16 protein-coding genes and 2 pseudogenes are annotated in these 18,628 nt (G+C 58.1%); 17 read left to right on the forward strand and 1 reads right to left on the reverse strand.

Going from position 1 to position 18,628, the window contains the following annotated elements; all coding sequences use genetic code 11:
- The first annotated feature begins 13 nt into the window (after positions 1-13).
- The 10 genes and pseudogenes from G3N61_RS10300 to G3N61_RS10335 all read left to right on the forward strand — a co-directional run bounded on the left by G3N61_RS10300 (position 14) and on the right by G3N61_RS10335 (position 14,151).
- On the forward strand, positions 14-478 hold the full coding sequence (locus G3N61_RS10300; protein ID WP_205822340.1) for a DcrB-related protein: 465 nt from the start codon (positions 14-16) through the stop codon (positions 476-478).
- Positions 475-4,773: an RHS repeat-associated core domain-containing protein gene (locus G3N61_RS10305; protein ID WP_241017669.1), complete on the forward strand. Its 4,299-nt coding sequence runs from the start codon at positions 475-477 to the stop codon at positions 4,771-4,773. Before G3N61_RS10300 ends, G3N61_RS10305 begins: the two co-directional genes overlap by 4 nt.
- Before the next feature lie 4 nt (positions 4,774-4,777).
- Complete coding sequence (locus G3N61_RS10310; protein ID WP_155291847.1) at positions 4,778-5,401, forward strand: hypothetical protein; 624 nt, start codon at positions 4,778-4,780, stop codon at positions 5,399-5,401.
- Between the two features lie 88 nt (positions 5,402-5,489).
- Complete coding sequence (locus G3N61_RS10315) at positions 5,490-6,242, forward strand: hypothetical protein (protein WP_241017670.1); 753 nt, start codon at positions 5,490-5,492, stop codon at positions 6,240-6,242.
- A gap of 9 nt (positions 6,243-6,251) precedes the next feature.
- Positions 6,252-10,235, forward strand: coding sequence for an RHS repeat-associated core domain-containing protein (locus tag G3N61_RS40255; protein WP_346778563.1), 3,984 nt, complete (start codon positions 6,252-6,254; stop codon positions 10,233-10,235).
- Between the two features lie 5 nt (positions 10,236-10,240).
- Positions 10,241-10,630 (forward strand): hypothetical protein, encoded by a 390-nt coding sequence (locus tag G3N61_RS10325; RefSeq protein ID WP_143331071.1) that lies wholly within the window; start codon positions 10,241-10,243, stop codon positions 10,628-10,630.
- A 38-nt stretch (positions 10,631-10,668) separates the two neighbouring features.
- Positions 10,669-11,439, forward strand: a complete 771-nt coding sequence (locus G3N61_RS39495; protein ID WP_241017671.1) for a hypothetical protein — start codon at positions 10,669-10,671, stop codon at positions 11,437-11,439.
- Positions 11,421-11,564, forward strand: a pseudogene (locus G3N61_RS39500) (RHS repeat domain-containing protein); the annotation flags it as partial. The gene G3N61_RS39495 and the pseudogene G3N61_RS39500, both read left to right, overlap by 19 nt.
- A gap of 66 nt (positions 11,565-11,630) precedes the next feature.
- Positions 11,631-13,523, forward strand: a complete 1,893-nt coding sequence (locus G3N61_RS39505; protein WP_346778564.1) for an RHS repeat-associated core domain-containing protein — start codon at positions 11,631-11,633, stop codon at positions 13,521-13,523.
- 1 nt (position 13,524) lies between these two features.
- On the forward strand, positions 13,525-14,151 hold the full coding sequence (locus G3N61_RS10335) for a pentapeptide repeat-containing protein (RefSeq protein WP_205822341.1): 627 nt from the start codon (positions 13,525-13,527) through the stop codon (positions 14,149-14,151).
- Positions 14,152-14,330: 179 nt separating this feature from the next.
- Here the strand turns inward: G3N61_RS10335 and G3N61_RS39510 are convergent, their stop codons facing one another.
- A complete protein-coding gene (locus G3N61_RS39510) occupies positions 14,331-14,489 on the reverse strand; it encodes a hypothetical protein (RefSeq protein WP_237435465.1) in 159 nt (52 codons plus the stop codon).
- A gap of 269 nt (positions 14,490-14,758) precedes the next feature.
- Between G3N61_RS39510 and G3N61_RS10345 the strand changes: the two genes are divergently transcribed.
- From G3N61_RS10345 to G3N61_RS10365, 7 genes and pseudogenes are all read left to right on the forward strand, one after another.
- Positions 14,759-16,165: an RHS repeat protein gene (locus tag G3N61_RS10345; RefSeq protein WP_241017672.1), complete on the forward strand. Its 1,407-nt coding sequence runs from the start codon at positions 14,759-14,761 to the stop codon at positions 16,163-16,165.
- A gap of 11 nt (positions 16,166-16,176) precedes the next feature.
- A complete protein-coding gene (locus G3N61_RS10350) occupies positions 16,177-16,386 on the forward strand; it encodes a hypothetical protein (RefSeq protein ID WP_205822342.1) in 210 nt (69 codons plus the stop codon).
- 343 nt (positions 16,387-16,729) lie between these two features.
- A complete protein-coding gene (locus G3N61_RS39515; protein ID WP_043180327.1) occupies positions 16,730-16,921 on the forward strand; it encodes an RHS domain-containing protein in 192 nt (63 codons plus the stop codon).
- A gap of 9 nt (positions 16,922-16,930) precedes the next feature.
- A pseudogene (locus G3N61_RS40065) lies at positions 16,931-17,071 on the forward strand (RHS repeat-associated core domain-containing protein); the annotation flags it as partial.
- A 48-nt stretch (positions 17,072-17,119) separates the two neighbouring features.
- On the forward strand, positions 17,120-17,485 hold the full coding sequence (locus tag G3N61_RS39525) for a hypothetical protein (RefSeq protein ID WP_241017673.1): 366 nt from the start codon (positions 17,120-17,122) through the stop codon (positions 17,483-17,485).
- A 16-nt stretch (positions 17,486-17,501) separates the two neighbouring features.
- A complete protein-coding gene (locus tag G3N61_RS10360) occupies positions 17,502-18,098 on the forward strand; it encodes a hypothetical protein (protein ID WP_205822343.1) in 597 nt (198 codons plus the stop codon).
- Between the two features lie 33 nt (positions 18,099-18,131).
- Positions 18,132-18,628, forward strand: a 497-nt coding sequence (locus G3N61_RS10365) for a PAAR domain-containing protein (RefSeq protein ID WP_346778566.1), incomplete at its 3' end; no start/stop codon positions are given.

Below are 18,628 nucleotides of genomic sequence, written 5' to 3' on the forward strand. Positions count from 1 at the left end.
CGAAAAAACAGCCATGCACTACGCAATCCACGAAGGCACCTTTGAACTGCCGGACGCGGCGCTCGACCGTACGGTCAACATGTTGTTTCTTCCCGTCGGCCCGGGCGGGCTGAGTCTCGTCGTGTCACGCGGCCGGCTTCGCGAGCAAGAGTCGATCGATGCATTCGTCGAGCGCGAATGGGCGCAGGCGTCGCGCACCGCGAAGAATCTGAACGTGCAGTCGCGACGCCCGGTGACGGTCGGTCGGGCGGAATGCCCCGGCGTGCAAACGGAATCGACGCATGAACAGGACGGCTGCACCTTTCATCAGATGCAGACGGCGTTTCGGCTCGATGCCGGCGGGCAGGTCATCGTGATGACGTTGACCAATGCCGCACCGCTCAACGACGAACAACGTGCGCTTGCCGCGCGCATGCTGGAGAGCTTCCAGCCGCGCCCGGTTGCGCCCACGCTGGTTTCGGATGCCGGCCGCCCATGAGTCAGCCGGCCGCTCGTAAGGACGATCCCTTTACTCACACGACGCTCGCGGGCGACCTGCTCGGCATGGGCGGGTCGCTGCTGGGTGGCATGGGGATCGGATGGGCGCTGACCACGATAGCGGAAGGCCTCGTGTTCGGCGCGTTGGGGGCGCTCGAAATCGGCACCGGCGGGCTGGCGACGCCCATCGTGCTGGCGATCGGTGTCGGCGTGGCCGCGTACATGCAGGGCTCGGGCCTCAACGACAAGATTGACGAGGCCGCGAAGGGGCTTGGCAATGCCATTTCTCCGCCCGTGGAGAAAGGCACGATCAAGAACGGTTCACCCGATGTGTTCGTCAACAACCAGCACGCCGCGCGCGCGGCCGATGGCGCCGACATGGACCCGGTTGATTGTCACGACCATTCCGGACCGCAGTTCATCGCGCAAGGCTCGGACAGCGTGTTCATCAACGATCTACCTGCGGCACGTGTCGACGACAAGACGACCTGCGACGGGACGATCTCGAAGGGCTCGCCCGATGTCTTTATCGGCGGTGACACGAAGACCGTGCGCGACATCAGTGCGGCGCGGCCGTGGGTCGCCGGACTCGGCGCGGCGATCGGCATTGCCCTTGCGCTATGTGGTCGCGGTAAGGGTAGCTGGGGCGATTTCGTCAAGGGCAAGCTGCCGTGTCTTGCGATGAACTTCGCGGCCGGCATATTCGGCACATGGCTCGGCAGCAAGATGCAGCCGTCGGCCGGCCATCCCGTCAACGTGATCACCGGCGGCAAGATTCTCGACGGCAGCGACGACACGGACTTTGTATTGCCTGGCCCGCTGCCGATCGTCTGGCGGCGTTTTTACAGCAGCCATGACGATCGCCCCGATGGCCTGTTCGGTGCCGGATGGAGCGTGCCGATCAGTGTCGAGTTGAGGTTGGCGCGGGAGAACGGCGTCCTCACGTCGATCACGTACTGGGACGAACACGGGCGCGAGATCGAGTTTCCGGCGGTGTCGCCGGGTGAGAGTCATTTCAGCGTGCCGGAAGGCATTTACCTGATTTGTACGGCCGGCGGGCACTATGTGATCGAAACGGTCGACGGCGTGTATCGCGATTTCGGCCCGGCCGGGGCACCGGCGTCGGATGCTGAAACACTGGACCTTCTGCGGCTCGAGGACCGAAACGGCAATTGGATCGAGGTCGAGCGTGCGACTGCCGGCGAACTGGTGCGGCCGGTTCGGCTTCACGACAGCGCCGGCCGCGTACTGACGCTGCAATACGATCCGGAGCACCCGCGACGCGTCGCATCGATCGAATTGGCACGCGGCGTCGATGGCGAATTGCCCGAGATCCTGGTCCGTTACGGCTATACGAGAGCCGGCGAGCTCGCATCGGTAACCGATCGCAGCGGCCATACCGGGCGGCATTTCGCTTACGAACACGGCCTGATGACACGACATACGCTGCCTGGCGGACTTCAGTGTTTTTACGCGTGGCATGGCAGCGGCCGCGACGCGCGTGTCGTGCGCCACTGGACGGACGACGGGGAGGCGTACACGTTCGATGCGGATCTCCCGCAGCGTTCGGTGACGATTACGGATCAGATCGGGCGTGTGACGCGCTGGACGTGGAACGAGGATCAGCAGCCGACGAGCTACACGGATGCCGAAGGGCGCGTCTGGCAACTCGAATGGAATGCGATGCGGCAACTGGTCAGCACGACTGATCCGGCTGGCCATGTCACTCGCTTCGACTATGACGAGCGCGGGCGACAGACGCAGCGCATCGACGTGCTTGGCCAGGTCGAGCGGACTGAGTGGAATGGGCACTACGACCTGCCTGTTGCGGAAACCGATCCGGCGAATTCGCGCTGGATTTACCGCTACGACGATCGCGGCAATCTGACGACGACGCGCGATCCGGCAGGCTTTGCGACTGAGTATCACCGGGACGAGCGCGGGCTGGTGCATACGATTCGCGATGCGCGGGGTGGGTACAAGTTCCTTGAGTGGAATGGACGTGCGCAGGTGACTTCGTATACCGATTGTTCCGGCAAGGTTACGCGGTTTGCGTATGACGCACGTGGTGCGCTTGCACGAGTGACCGATGCGGCCGGGCAGTCGACCGTGTACGAAACGGATGCAATGGGGCGGGTCACGGGGATCGGGACGGCGGATGGTGCTCGCCAGACGTTCCGGTATGACGTGGCTGGGCGTCTCGTTGAAGTTGTCGACGCGAATCAGCGCAGCACGCGGTATGAGATCAATCCGCGCGGGCTGTTGCTTTCGCGTACTGACGCCGCTAATCGTGTCGTGCGATTCGGGTACGACGATGCGTTCCGGCTCGCGAGCTTGACCAACGAAAATCGCGAGTCGTATCGCTTTCAGTATGACCGTCGCGATCTGGTGGCTGCGCAGATCGGGCTCGATGGCCACAAGCGCACTTATGAATACGACGTGTGCGGCCAAGGCACGATCGTGCAGGATGGAAAGATCGAGACGCGATACGAGCGTGATGCGATTGGGCGACTGACGGCGAAGCAAGCCACGCATGAGCGATGTGAATACCTGTACGACAAGGCAAGCCGAATCGCGTCGGCGGAGTTGTATACGCTGGCTGCTCGTGGTCAGTCGCTGAAGAGTCGGGTCAGCTTGAAATACGATGCGCGCGGAGAGGTGCTCGAGGAGTACACGCCGACGGGCTGGCTTGCGCATACCTACGATGAACTGGGTAATCGCGTTAGCACCACGATCTCGGGCGAACGCACGATCGATTGGCTGCATTACGGTTCGGGGCACGTGCATCAGATCCGCGTTGACGGCGCTGCCGTTGCGGACATCGAGCGCGACGATCTGCATCGGGAAGTTCTGCGGACGCAAGGCAAGCTGACGAGTCACTTCGGGTATGACGCGGTTGGCCGTCGTGCTCGACACGTTGCGCAGCGAGGCCGGTCGGCGGATGAGTTGCTGGCGAAGCAATGGCAATACGACGCTGCGGGCGATGTGATCCAGAAGCGGGATCTGCGCTATGGCACGACCAGTTATCGCTATGACCCGACCGGGCGTATTGAACAGGCGGCGGGGCCGGGATTGCCGTCGGAAGTGTTTCGCTGGGACGCGGCGGCGAACCTGGTGTCAAGCGATCACCCGGGAGGCTTCGTAGAGCACAACCGGCTCAAGATGTTCGAGGACAAGCGCTTCGAGTACGACGTATATGGGCGACTGGTTCGCAAGTTGAGCGGTCACGGGCCGGCCAAAGAGTTGGCGCTTGAGTACGACGACTGGAATCAGTTGAAGACCGTCGTGACGAAGGACCGGCTCGGTATCGGGACGACGCACTTCGAATACGACGCGTTCGGTCGGCGGATTCGGAAACTCAATGGGGGGTATGCGAGTACGGACTTCCTGTGGGACGGGATGCGGCTCGTGCAGGAGACGTACCACGACCGTCAGGGCGAGGAAGCGCTGACGTACTTGTATGAGTCCAACAGCTATGTGCCGCTGGCGCGGATCGATCAGGGTAAGGCGGCGGCTAACGACGCCAATGCGCGGGATGCGGTCTACTATTTCCATAACGATGTGTCGGGGTTGCCGGAGGAACTGACCGACGCTGAAGGCGAGTTGATTTGGCAGGCTCGGTACAAGGTTTGGGGCAACGCGGTACAGGAGGAATGGATCGCGCGGGCACCTGACCAGCCGACGCCGGCATGGAGGCACACACATGATGCGACCCCGATGCTTGCTCATGTGCCGCGGCCACAAAACATTCGTTTCCAAGGACAGTATCTGGACCGCGAAACCGGGATGCACTACAACACGTTTCGGTATTACGATCCGGACGTTGGGCGGTTCATCAATCCGGACCCAATCGGGCTCGCGGGTGGAAACAACCTATATCAATATGCACCCAACCCTGTTTTGTGGATTGACCCTTGGGGATGGGCGGTAACTCCGCTGGATGCGCCCGGGTACTCCACGTATGGCCTATATGAGCCCGGAGCAAATGAACCCTATTACATTGGACATACCGGACAATCACTCGATGATCGCCTCGCCGAACATGTCAGTACCGGACGAGCCGTTCGTTGGGAGACCGATATTCGCTCTCTTGAAGGATCTGCTGGGACGTTGACATATAGTCAAGCGAAAGGATATGAGCAAGCGTATAGAGAAAAATTCAAAACTAAAACCGGATTCCCTGGCAATGTCATTGAGCCTATCAATAAATTGAGAACGGATGAGCGCGGACTGTCTCATATGAAATTCTATACCGATAAGGCAAAGAAAATCGGGCTGAATCGCTGCGGAGGTTAATGGTATGGCATTGTTGATGGTGGCGCCGGGTGATGTTGTTGCAATTCCTGCTGAGATGAGTGGGGAGTGGGGTTTTGTGTTGTCTAGGGTGATTTTTGTTGGGGCGACAAAATGGATTGAAGTTTTCGATGATTTTAGTGTTGATTTCAAAAATGCGTCGGAGAGAGCGGAATCAATAATTTTTTCTGAGAAAAAGAGGTTGTTCAATCCGATATTTGCATCTTTTGATTTTCGTAAATATTTTTGCATGGTCAAGTGGCCTATCTTGTCATCAGACCCGCTCTATACGCCAGATCAGTCGGGTTTCTCGGAAATTGAGTTCGAGGGGCCGTCATATGAAGAGTTGGGGATCTATTACAAAGGAGGTGAGGAGTTTGCTGAGAAGAGTGGGGTGCGAAGAAATTTGGATGATATGACGATATTTTCCAATCCCCAGCTTGTCAGGCGTGTAAATTTATATCTTTCTGGATACGTAAAAAAAGGCGAGCCATGGAACTCTCGGTTGGTGAAATCGATTATTGATAAAAAGGGGAGGGAGTGGTGGGTGAGTGGAATAGGTGAATGTAATGACAGGGCGGATGCAGTTGCGCTTAGATTGAAAGATCAAAGTATTAAGAAGAAGCGGTGAAATCGTAACTATTTCGCCGAGCCAATGACTGATCAGTCCAACGGCACCGTAACAGGAGGCGATTCAGAGTGTTGATTGGGTACTTCGATTGCCTCTGGTTATCGTGTTCGTGCGGTTGCGAGCAACCACGCGTGCACCGCTTGTTGTCACCGCGGTGAAAGAGGCAACTCTGCAATCCGGCGATGCGAACAAAGCGACGATAGAGCCTGGAACTATTTCTATTCGACGAAAGCTAGGAGAGTTTTTGGCGATAAAGATGCCGACGTTGCAGACCTTCATGACCCCAGTCGACGAAGCGGTGTTCTCGGATCTGCTGAAAGCGCAAATTCCGCAAGTCAAGTTTATCGACTCGTATATCTGGAGCTCGCCGGTTCCCCCTGCCTACGACAGCATGACAGAGTGTAATGGGCAACCGTTTTCCGATATCGTGATCCTTGACGAGGCAATTTGCTCAGTTGAGCGATACGCGCAAGAATTCATGGCACCGCACCCAGGCGGATCTGGTTATATGGGGTCCATGGAAGGTCCGGGAGCAATTCAGTTTCTTCGATCCCACGAGGCGGACTATGCGCCGGGATGCCTACGCGATGGCCGTCTCGCGGCATCCTATGATTCCGACACCGATCCAGCGACGGACGTCTTTGTCAAACTAGTCTGGAAAGTGTTCAAGAAATTTGCGCACAAGACGTTCGTGGTCAACCGCGAAACGGGAGTGGTAAATGAAAAACCAGAGGCTCGATTTTTTGCGGGACCGGATGCCGCTGCGAAGTTCGACGGTATGGACGGACACTATCTGACGAATAACGCGTTCTTCTATCTTGTGGCGCAACCGTCCAAGTAAAATTCGATCGTGCCGCCCGAGATCAAAGGCAAGATCGCGAGCGGGTCGGGGAACGTTTACGTCAACGACAAGCCGGCGGCGCGGGCGGCGAAGCCGGGCGATCTCGATACCGTTGCGTGTACCGATCATCCCGGGCCGCAGATGATTGCCGACGGGTCGGGCAGCGTTTATATCAACGATCAGCCTGCTGCGCGGGTTGGCGACAAGACGACGTGCGACGGGACGATTGCCGAAGGCTCGGACAACGTCTTTATCGGCGGCGGTACGCAGCGGGTGCGGGATGTGAAGTCGGCCACGCGGCTCGGGTGGCTGGGGGCGGCGCTCGGTATCGCGCTCGCGGTGTGCGGCCGCGGGAAGATGAGCTGGGGGCAGTTTCTGAAGAGCAAGGCGCCGTGTATTGCGATGAATTTCGCCGCGGGTGCGTTCGGTACCTGGCTGGGTAGTCTGGCGAGGCCGTCGGCGGGGCATCCGGTTAATGTCATTACCGGCAGCAAGGTTCTCGATGGCACGGACGATACCGACTTCGTATTGCCCGGGCCGCTGCCGATCGTGTGGCAGCGCTTCTATAGCAGCCTCGATGATCGTGCCGACAGCCTGTTCGGGGCGGGCTGGAGCGTGCCGATCAGCGTTGAGTTGCGGCTTGCGCGCGAACATGGCGAAGTCGTGTCGATCACCTACTGGGACGAGCAGGGGCGCGATATTGTGTTCCCGGCAGTGCAGCCGGGTGAGAGCCATTTCAGCGTGCCTGAAGGCATTTACCTGATCTGCACCGAGGGTGGCCACTATGTGGTCGAAACGGTCGATGGCGTGTATCGCGATTTCGGTCGCGCTCGTACCGATGCGGATCGTGAAGCGCTCAAGCTGTGGCGCCTCGAAGATCGCAACGGTAACTGGATCGAGGTGGAGCGAGAAGCTCAGGACGAGATTGTGCGGCCCGTACGGTTGCACGATAGCGCCGGTCGCTTGCTGACACTGTCCTACGATAAGTTGCATCCGCAACGTATTGCCGCGATCGACCTGACCCGTGGCGTTGACGGTGAACAACCCGACACGCTGGTGCGGTACGCGTACAACCATGCCGGCGAACTGGTGGCCGTTACGGATCGTAGCGGCCATGTCGGTCGGCGCTTTGCGTACGAGCATGGACTGATGGTCCAGCACACGCTGCGTGGTGGCTTGCAGTGCTTTTATGCGTGGCAGGGTGTCGGCCGTGATGCACGTGTCGTGCGCCACTGGACCAATGACGGCGAAGCGTACACATTCAACGCGGATCTCGCTCAGCGTTCGGTGACGATTACCGATCAGATCGGTCGCGTTACGCGCTGGACGTGGAACGAGGATCAGCAGCCGACGAGCCATACGGATGCCGAAGGCCACGTTTGGCAGTTGGAGTGGAACGCAAAGCGGCAGTTGATCAGCACGACCGACCCGGCGGGAAACACGACTCGCTTCGAATATGACGAGCGCGGGCGGCAGACTCAGCGCATCGATGCGCTTGGCCAGGTCGAGCGGACCGAGTGGAATGGGTACTACGACCTGCCTGTAGCGGAAACCGATCCGGCGAATTCGCGCTGGATTTACCGTTACGACGATCTCGGCAACCTGACGATGACGCGCGATCCGGCGGGGTTTGCGACCGAGTATCACCGGGACGGGCACGGGCTCGTGCATACGATTCGCGATGCGCGGGGTGGGTACAAGTTCCTCGAGTGGAATGGCCGTGCGCAGTTGACTTCGTATACGGATTGCTCCGGCAAGGTTACGCGGTTTGCGTATGACGCACGTGGTGCGCTTGCACGAGTGACCGATGCGGCCGGGCAGTCGACCGTGTACGAAACGGATGCAATGGGGCGGGTCACGGGGATCGGGACGGCGGATGGTGCGCGTCAGGCGTTCCGGTATGACGTGGCTGGGCGTCTTGTTGAAGTTGTTGATGCGAATCAGCGCAGCACGCGGTATGAGATCAATCCGCGTGGACTGCTGCTTTCGCGTACCGACGCGGCTAATCGTGTGGTGCGATTCGGGTACGACGATGCGTTCCGGCTCGCGAGCTTGACCAACGAAAACCGTGAGTCGTATCGCTTTCAGTATGACCGTCGCGATCTGGTTGCTGCGCAGATCGGGCTTGATGGCCACAAGCGTACGTACGAGTACGACGTGTGCGGTCAAGGAACGATCGTAGGCGATGGACAGATCGAGACGCGATACGAGCGCGATGCGATCGGGCGACTGACGGCGAAGCAGGCCACGCATGAGCGATGTGAGTACCTGTACGACAAGGCGAGCCGAATCGCGTCGGCCGAGTTGTACACGCTGGCAGCTCGTGGGCCGTCGCTGAAGAATCGGGTCAGCCTGAAGTACGGTGCGCGCGGAGAGGTGCTCGAGGAATACACGCCGACGGGCTGGCTTGCGCATACCTATGACGAGCTTGGTAACCGCGTCAGCACGACGATCTCGGGCGAGCGCACGATCGATTGGCTGCATTACGGTTCGGGGCACGTGCACCAGATCCGCGTTGACGGTACTGCAATTGCTGACATCGAGCGCGACGATCTGCATCGGGAAGTTCTGCGGACGCAAGGCAAGCTGACGAGTCACTTCGGGTATGACGCTGTTGGCCGTCGTGCTCGACACGTTGCGCAGCGAGGCCGGTCGGCGGATGAGTTGCTGGCGAAGCAATGGCAATACGACGCTGCGGGCGATGTGATCCAGAAGCGGGATCTGCGCTATGGGGCGACGAGCTACCGATATGACCCGACAGGGCGCATTGAACAGGCGGCCGGGCCGGGATTGCCGTCGGAAGTGTTTCGCTGGGACGCGGCGGCGAACCTGGTGTCGAGCGATCACCCCGGGGGCTACGTTGAGCACAACCGGCTCAAGATGTTCGAGGACAAGCGCTTCGAGTATGACGTTTATGGACGGCTTGTTCGCAAGCTGAGTGGTCACGGGCCTTCCAAAGAACTGGCTCTCGAGTACGACGATTGGAATCAGCTAAAGACCGTCGTGACGAAGGACCGGCTTGGTGTCGCGACCACGCATTTCGAATACGACGCGTTCGGCCGGCGGATTCGGAAGCTCAATGGGGGTTATGCGAGTACGGACTTCCTGTGGGACGGCATGCGGCTCGTGCAGGAGACGTATCACGATCGTCAGGGTGAGGAAGCGCTGACGTACTTGTACGAGTCCAATAGTTATGTGCCGCTGGCGCGGATCGATCAGGGGACGGCTGCGGCTAATGATGCGGATGGGCGGGATGCGGTTTATTACTTCCACAACGATGTTTCGGGGTTGCCGGAGGAATTGACTAACGCTGATGGCGAGCTGATTTGGCAGGCGCGGTACAAGGTGAGGGGCAACGCGGTGCAGGAGGAGTGGATCGCGCGGGCGCCGCAGCAGCCAACACCGAAATGGGGTGATGTGCAAGCGATGGCGCCAGTGCCTGCTAATGTGCCGCGGGCGCAAAATCTGCGTTTCCAGGGGCAGTACCTGGACCGTGAGACTGGGTTGCACTACAACCTGCATCGGTATTACGATCCCGACATTGGTCGCTATATCAGCCAGGACCCCATCGGATTAGCGGGCGGGCTGAACCTGTATCAGTACGCCAATGGCAATCCGCTTGCGTGGATTGATCCGTGGGGGTTGGCGGCATGCGGAGGAAGCGCAAAGCAGGCGAACCGGGAATTAGATGCTGGTGCAAAAAAGGTTACCGTTTCATCTCGTTCCGAAGCCCAAAAATTGTTTATGGAACGCTACCTCGGCCATGATTACAAGAATATGACGGGGGAAAGTGGGCCATCGACAAAAAATATAATGGAGTATCAGACTGGTAAAGCCACGAAAAATGGAACTTACCATTGGGATGATGTCAAGGACCCGAACAACCCCGGTCGAGTTATGGGGCACGGTCCAGATAATCCGGATGGAGCTTTACCGCACTTGCAGGTCCACCAGTTGGATGGTGATGTTATTCATATTTTCTTTCCGTGGTGAAGCCGATGAACGTTGACTCTCGAAAATTCAAGAAACTTTTGCAAGGGGAAATTCTTGTTAAAGAGCTTGCCTCGGAAAATCCATTGGAAAGGAAATGGATTGAAATTAAATTAAGTGAAAATTCTCAGGCGCCTTACCCGCTGAGAACTCCGCCTAACGCAATGCTTGGTGGATCAGAATTTAGGCCTGTTTGCGCGCCTGAAAATGCATCATTCAAGATTCGATATGCAATTTTTTTAAAGAGTGATATTGATAACGGATTCGATCCTAACTATGACAAGGTTGGTTCCTATATTGATATCTCTTCAGTATCTGATTTGAATGAATTCCTTGAAAGAGAACGATTGAATTTGGAAGAGTTTGTTGACTCCGGGTCAACGGACTATCCAATGTAAGAAAAGGACCGCTGGCCGCGGTCCTTTGTTCGTCTAGTTTGCGCTTCAAGAGCCACGCATGCTCATCCGAAGTCCGGGCCGATGAAGATCTGGCGATAGCGAAAGTCGAAGGAGAGGTAGACGCGCTCGCCGGGTTTGAATCCGAACAGTTCGGTCGGGTTACCCGCTGGACGTGGAACGAGGATCGGCAGCCGACGAGCCATACGGATGCAGAAGGCCATGTGTGGCAGTTGGAGTGGAACGCAAAGCGGCAGTTGATCAGCACGACCGATCCGGCCGGGAACACGACCCGCTTCGAATATGACGAGCGCGGGCGACAGACGCAGCGCATCGACGCGCTCGGCCAGGTCGAGCGGACCGAATGGAATGGGTACTACGACCTGCCTGTAGCGGAAACCGATCCGGCGAATTCGCGCTGGATCTATCGCTACGACGATCGCGGCAATCTGACGATGACGCGCGATCCGGCTGGCTTTGCGAACGAATTTCACCGCGACGAGCGCGGCCTTGTGCACACGATCCGCGACGCTCGTGGCAGCTACAAATTCCTTCAATGGAACGCGCGTGCGCAGTTGACCGCCTATATCGACTGTTCAGGCAAGACCACCCGCTTCGCGTACGACGCGCGCGGTGTGCTCGCGCGCGTGACCGATGCCGCCGGCCAGGCCACCGTGTATGAAGCCGATGCGATGGGCCGCGTCATGGCGATCACGACGGCCGACGGCCCCGCCAGACGTTCCATTACGACGACGCCGACCGGCTCGTCGAAGTCGTCGATCCGAACCAGCGCCGCACGCGCTATGAACTGAATCCGCGCGGCCTGCTGCTGTCGCGCACCGACGCGGTCGATCGTGTCGTACGCTTCGGCTACGACGATGCATTCCGGCTAGCGAGCCTGACGAACGAGAACCGCGAGACCTATCGCTTTCGCTACGATCGCCGCGACCTGCTGGTCGAGGAAGTTGGGCTCGACGGCAACGCACGCGCGTACGAATACGATGTGCGCGGGCTGGGCATCGCGCTGCGCGAGGGGAAGCTCCAGACCACGTTCGAGCGCGACGCGATCGGTCAGCTTGTCGCCAAGCAAGCTGCCCGCGAGCGCTGCGAATACCGGTACGACAAGGCGGGCCGGATCGCATCGGGCGAGCTGTACGCGTTGACCGGCCGCAGTCCATCACTGAAGAACCGCGTCACCCTGAAATACGGCGCGCGCGGCGAGGTGCTCGAGGAGTACACACCGACCGGGTGGCTGGCGCACACGTACGACGAGCTCGGCAATCGCGTCAGCACGACCGTTTCGGGCGAGCAGACGATCGACTGGTTGCACTACGGCTCCGGTCACGTGCACCAGATCCGCGTCGACGACACGGCGATCGCCGATATCGAGCGCGACGATCTGCACCGCGAGGTACTGCGCAGGCAGGGCAAGCTGACCAGCCAGTTCGGCTACGACGCCGTCGGCCGCCGCGCGCGAGCGGCAGCGCAGCGCAGTGCATCGGCGGACGCGCTTCTGGCCAAGCAGTGGCAGTACGACGCGGCTGGCGACGTCGTCCAGAAGCGCGATCAGCGCTACGGGACGACGAACTACAGTTACGACCCAACCGGCCGAATTGAGCAGGCGACGGGGCCAGGCCTGCCGTCCGAGGTGTTCCGCTGGGATGCCGCCGCGAACCTGGTATCGAGCGACCACCCGGGTGGCTACGTCGAACACAACCGGCTCAAGATGTTCGAGGACAAGCGCTTCGAGTATGACGCGTACGGGCGGCTTGTGCGCAAGCTGAGCGGCCACGGCCCCGCCAGAGAGCAGACGCTCGAATACGACGACTGGAATCAACTGAAGACCGTCGTGACCAAGGACCGGCTCGGCGTGTCGACCACACACTTCGAATACGATGCGTTCGGCCGGCGGATTCGCAAGCTCAACGGCAGCTACACGAGCACGGATTTCCTGTGGGACGGCATGCGACTCGTACAGGAGATCTATCACGACCGCCTCGGCGAAGAGGCGCTGACGTACCTATACGAGCCGGATAGCTACGTGCCGCTCGCGCGGATCGATCAGGCGACGCCAGCGGCGAACGATGCCAACGCGCGTGACACGGTCTACTATTTCCATAACGACGTGTCGGGGCTGCCCGAAGAACTGACCGACGTCGACGGCGAGTTGGTCTGGCAGGCGCACTACAAGGTGTGGGGCAATGCGGTCCAGGAGGAATGGATCGCACGAGCACCGCAGCGGCCGCCGCCGGTATGGGACGAAATGCAGCCAGCGGCAGCGCCGGCGCACGTACCGCGGCCGCAGAACCTGCGTTTCCAGGGGCAGTATCTGGATCGTGAGACGGGACTGCACTACAACACGTTCCGGTTCTACGATCCGGACATCGAGCGGTTCATCAACCCGGATCCAATCGGGCTCGCCGGCGGCACGAACCTGTTCCAGTACGCGCCGAATTCACTCGGATGGATCGATCCTTGGGGGCTTTCATGTGCGGACACCGCCGCACTGACGAAGCACGCGCAAGATACAAGGAGTGCAGTGTTGGGGCGCGCGAACAAAGGCATGACTGACCGGCAGCTAGCGTCGATAGAGAGATCGTTGGACCGAGCGAAAACAGCTACAACTGAGGAAGGCAGGGCACTCCATCTCACGAGGGCCGCAACAAAAGAGCGGTTGTATGTTGGACAGCGAATGGACGCAGAATTTGAGATGCGAGTTGCCAACGATCCGTCATTGGCGCATCTCACAGTGACGAAGTCTGGGCAGTTCGGCGCCGATGTCGTAAATCGAAAGACAGGGAGCTGGTGGGATCTAACAACGGAAAATGATTGGAGCAGGGGCATGCATCAGGCTAAGTATGGAGATGGTGGGTCGGGATTATTCTGGGACCGATAAAATGGACGAAAGATTTAAAGGGGTTGGGTGGGATTTTAAGACATCTATTTCCAATGAGAAATTTGACGGGTTTGACTTTTCGGAGACCGATTTTAATCATCCGGTTTTCGATCGCGTTGAATTCAACGATTGCGTTTTCGTTCGTTCTATTCTGAATGACGCCAGGACATATGGATGTGTATTCCGAAATTGCTCATTCTTGGGTGTTGATCTGAGAACCATAACATTGGGGGCTAGGGGTGGTATTTTTGAAAAATGTAAATTTGACAAATGTGATTTCCGTGGTGGGATGTTTTTCCGTCCGGAATTCATTGGGTGCTCGTTCTCAAACTGCAAGTGGAAGGGGGTGGATTTTAAAGCGAGCTACCTGGAGCGTTGTAAATTCTCGGGTAAGCTGCAGGACGTCGTTTTTCGGGGTAGATACACGGATGATTTGACGGAAGGGGCCAGATTTAATTCTATGACAGGAGTTGATTTTTCCAGTGCTATATTGGGAGAATACGTGGCATTTGATGACTGTGATTTGTCAAGTGCTATCCCGCCAAAAGGAACATCTTTTGAGGTGTTGTTAAAAAAATCGGAGCTTAGGTCGGGGAATTATTTAATCACTGTCGGCAGCTCGAGCTGAATGTGTCCGTCCGATCGTTCGGCGCGTAGCGCAGTCCGGTTGTGCGTCGGGGTTGGGATCAGGATCACGGGCAACTCCTGCCGCTCCGACCAAGTACGAGGGCCTGTAGTTGGTTATAGCATCGACGCATAACGCCGGTACAAGTCCAATCAGGTCCGCTAGCAAAGAGAACGCCCATGTCATTGATTGATCGCATGTTGTCTCGAGCCGTCCCGCGATCGAGCGACGCCAACCGAAATGTGCTTGTCCGTGTTTGGCTCGACGAAAACGGTCGCGTCCGCGATCTGAAAGTGCGGCGTAGCTGCGGTGATCCCGCGCGCGACGAGCGAGCGCTCCATGCGATAGCCGTCAAGCGATTTCCGCGAGGCCAACTCGGGTCCGGTGGTGGTACTTCGCAACGCTGGCACGACCTCACCTACGACGGGGATTGAATTGCCGACGTCGGTTACCACCGAGCGCCTCGCCTGTCGTGTGATGAGCTAATGATCGACGCCGAACGCATGCCCCCTGGCAAACTGTGCAAGGTGTAGCGCAGCCTAGAAATCGTTGTTCGGTTCGAATTGCGCGGGGTGCGTACAAGTTCCTCGAGTGGAATGGCCGTGCGCAGTTGATCTCGTATACGGATTGCTCCGGCAAGGTGACGCGGTTTGCGTATGACGCACGTGGTGCGCTCGCACGTGTGACCGATGCGGCCGGGCAGTCTACCGTGTACGAATCGGATGCGATGGGGCGGGTCACGGGGATCGGGACGGCGGATGGTGCTCGTCAGGCGTTCCGGTATGACGTGGCTGGGCGTCTCGTTGAAGTTGTTGATGCGAATCAGCGCAGCACGCGGTATGAGATCAATCCGCGTGGGCTGTTGCTTTCGCGTACCGACGCGGCTAATCGCGTCGTGCGATTCGGCTACGACGATGCGTTCCGGCTCGCGAGCTTGACCAACGAAAATCGTGCGTCGTATCGCTTTCAGTATGACCGTCGCGATCTGGTTGCTGAGCAGATCGGGCTTGATGGCCACAAGCGCACTTACGAATATGACGTGTGCGGCCAAGGCACGATCGTGCGGGATGGACAGATCGAGACGCGATACGAGCGCGATGCGATCGGACGACTGACGGCGAAGCAAGCCACGCATGAGCGATGTGAATATCTGTACGACAAGGCAAGCCGAATCGCGTCGGCCGAGTTGTACACGCTGGCCGCTCGTGGTTCGTCGCTGAAGAATCGGGTCAGCCTGAAGTACGGTGCGCGCGGAGAGGTGCTCGAGGAATACACGCCGACGGGCTGGCTTGCGCATACCTACGATGAACTGGGTAATCGCGTCAGCACCACGATCTCGGGCGAACGCACGATCGATTGGCTGCATTACGGTTCGGGGCACGTGCATCAGATCCGCGTTGACGGCGCTGCCGTTGCGGACATCGAGCGCGACGATCTGCATCGGGAAGTTCTGCGGACGCAAGGCAAGCTGACGAGTCACTTCGGGTATGACGCTGTTGGCCGTCGTGCTCGACACGTTGCGCAGCGAGGCCGGTCGGCGGATGAGTTGCTGGCGAAGCAATGGCAATACGACGCTGCGGGCGATGTGATCCAGAAGCGGGATCCGCGCTATGGGGCGACGAGCTACCGATATGACCCGACGGGGCGCATTGAACAGGCGGCCGGGCCGGGATTGCCGTCGGAAGTGTTTCGCTGGGATGCGGCGGCGAACCTGGTGTCGAGCGATCACCCCGGGGGCTACGTTGAGCACAACCGGCTCAAGATGTTCGAGGACAAGCAGGAAGTCTCAATGGACCACGATCTGAGTAGTCAGTTCTCGAAATCGAACGTGTCGAGAATGACAAATGGATTGGCTCCGAAGGCATCGATTACTCAGGGAGTGGGTAAGAACACCTCGTATGTGCTTCATCATATAGAACCGATTCAGCATGATGGGGGTGTCTATGATATGGATAATTTGCGTATCGTATCGCCCCGATATCAAGCTGAAGTGCTGGATCCTTCGTATCATTTTTGAGAGGTTAAGTGATGAATAGGGATGAACTAATTGTTCTGGTTGGAAGGGTGAGGGAGTCAAATTACACCTCTGATGAGGAGGCTGAAATCGATATCGAAATTCTGAATAAAAATGTATTGGATCCTTATGCGATGAATTACATTTTTCAAAAGGAGTATGAGGATATGTCGCTTGAGGAGGTCGTGGACAAAATTCTCTCATATATGCCGATTCAATTGTGATTCGTGTAACTGAAGCTTGTAGGGGATATTCTTGGGAGTGGCGCGGGCAATCCGATGCGGAATGCCGTGAGGATGGTGGCAGATTGCGGGCTGCTAATCGTCCCCGTTTTGTGGCGATGTTCTGAAAAGGAATTTTTAAATTAAATTGATGGTGAGTTTGAGGCGAGTTGGATGCAGTTGATCGATGAAAAATCCATAAAGAATTAGAAGTATCCTGCTCCGATCTACTTGAGCGGAGAATGCGACTTGTATGCATGCGCGCTCAGCCTGCTGTCCTGGATCAATCCACTGAGGGCGAGTAGCGTCTCGTTTAGCAGATGGAAGTTTGGCGACGGATAAATCCTTGCTGCCGGAGGAACTGACCGACGCCGACGGCGAACGGGTCTGGCAGGCGCGCTACAAGTTGTGGGGCACCGCGGTGCAGGAAGAATGGATCGCGCGGACACCTCGGCGGGCGACACCGTCCTGGGGCGAAGTGCCGGTGGCCGCGCCAACACCGACCCATGCGCCGCGGTCACAGAATCTGCGCTTCTAGGGGCAGTACCTGGACCGCGAGACCGGGCTGCACTACAACACCTTCCGGTTCTACGATCCGGATATCGGTCGCTTCATCAATCCGGATCCGATCGGACTCGCCGGCGGCGCCAACTTGTATCACTATGCCGGGAACCCGCTGACGTGGATTGATCCATGGGGCTGGTGTCGCCGAGGCAATCAGGCGACCAAGAACCATATGGATAACGTCAGAGATCAATACATTGCTGATAATCCGACTCATAAGCACGTTGCCGGTGGACGTGATGTGTTGACGGGTAACGAACAACCGGAAACGTACCTTCCGCCATTGAGCGGCAATGGCCGTAAGGGAAGCTCGTATGCAGACGTGACATTCAGGGATGCTCAAGGCAATCGTATTCATATCCAGACGGTCGACAAGGGTTCGGTGAACGGGATGTCGCAGCGGGAATGGGCAAATGCGAATCGCATCACGCAACAGGATCCGAAGGCGATTGTGATCACGGTCGTGAAAGGCGTGCCACTACAACCTGGCGACCTGAATACGGGGACAATGATGCCTGGCACTGTCACCATCAAATGAAAGAAAGGAGTTCGTTTTGACCACCAAGATGCCGACGTTGCAGACCTTCATGACCCCAGTCGACGAAGCGGCGTTCTCGGATCTGCTGAAAGCGCAAATTCCGCAAGTCAAGTTTATCGACTCGTATATCTGGAGCTCGCCGGTTCCCCCTGCCTACGACAGCATGACAGAGTGTAATGGGCAACCGTTTTCCCATATCGTGATTCTGGATGAGTCTATCTGCTCTGTTGAGCGATATGCGCGTGAATTTGTTGGAGCCCGCCCCGGCGGAATTGGTTATTTTGGTGGAAATGTAGGTCCGGGAATGATCCAGTTTCTTCGATCGCACGAGGCGGACTATGCTCCCGGGTGCCTACGAGACGGACGCTTGGCAGCTTCCTATAACCCCGATGCAGAGCCGGATATGGATGCATTTGTTAAAACCGTCTGGAAAGTGTTCAAGAAATTTGCGCACAAGACGTTCGTGGTCAACCGCGAAACGGGAGTGGTAAATGAAAAACCAGAGGCTCGATTTTTTGCGGGACCGGATGCCGCTGCGAAGTTCGACGGTATGGACGGACACTATCTGACGAATAACGCGTTCTTCTATCTTGTGGCGCAACCGTCCAAGTAAAATTCGATCGTGCCGCCCTAGATCAAAGGCAAGATCGCAAGCGGGTCGGGGAGCGTTTACGTCAATGACAAGCCGGCGGCGCGGGCAGCGAAGCCGGGCGATCTAGATACCGTTGCCTGTACCGATCATCCCGGGCCGCAGATGATTGCCGACGGATCGGGGAGCGTTTATATCAACGATCAGCCTGCTGCGCGGGTTAGCGACAAGACGACTTGCGACGGGACGATTGCCGAAGGCTCGGACAACGTCTACATCGGTGGCGGTACGCAGCGCGTGCGGGATGTGAAGTCGGCCACGCGGCTCGGGTGGCTGGGGGCGGCGCTCGGTATCGCGCTCGCGGTGTGCGGCCGCGGGAAGATGAGCTGGGGGCAGTTTCTGAAGAGCAAGGTGCCGTGTCTTGCGGTGAATTTCGCCGCGGGTGCGTTCGGTACCTGGCTGGGTAGTCTGGCGAGGCCGTCGGCGGGGCATCCGGTTAATGTCATTACCGGCAGCAAGGTTCTCGATGGCACGGACGATACCGACTTCGTATT

Origin of the sequence: Burkholderia sp. Ac-20349, from assembly GCF_017104865.1 — a bacterium.
GTDB classification, from domain to species: Bacteria; Pseudomonadota; Gammaproteobacteria; order Burkholderiales; family Burkholderiaceae; genus Burkholderia; species Burkholderia aenigmatica.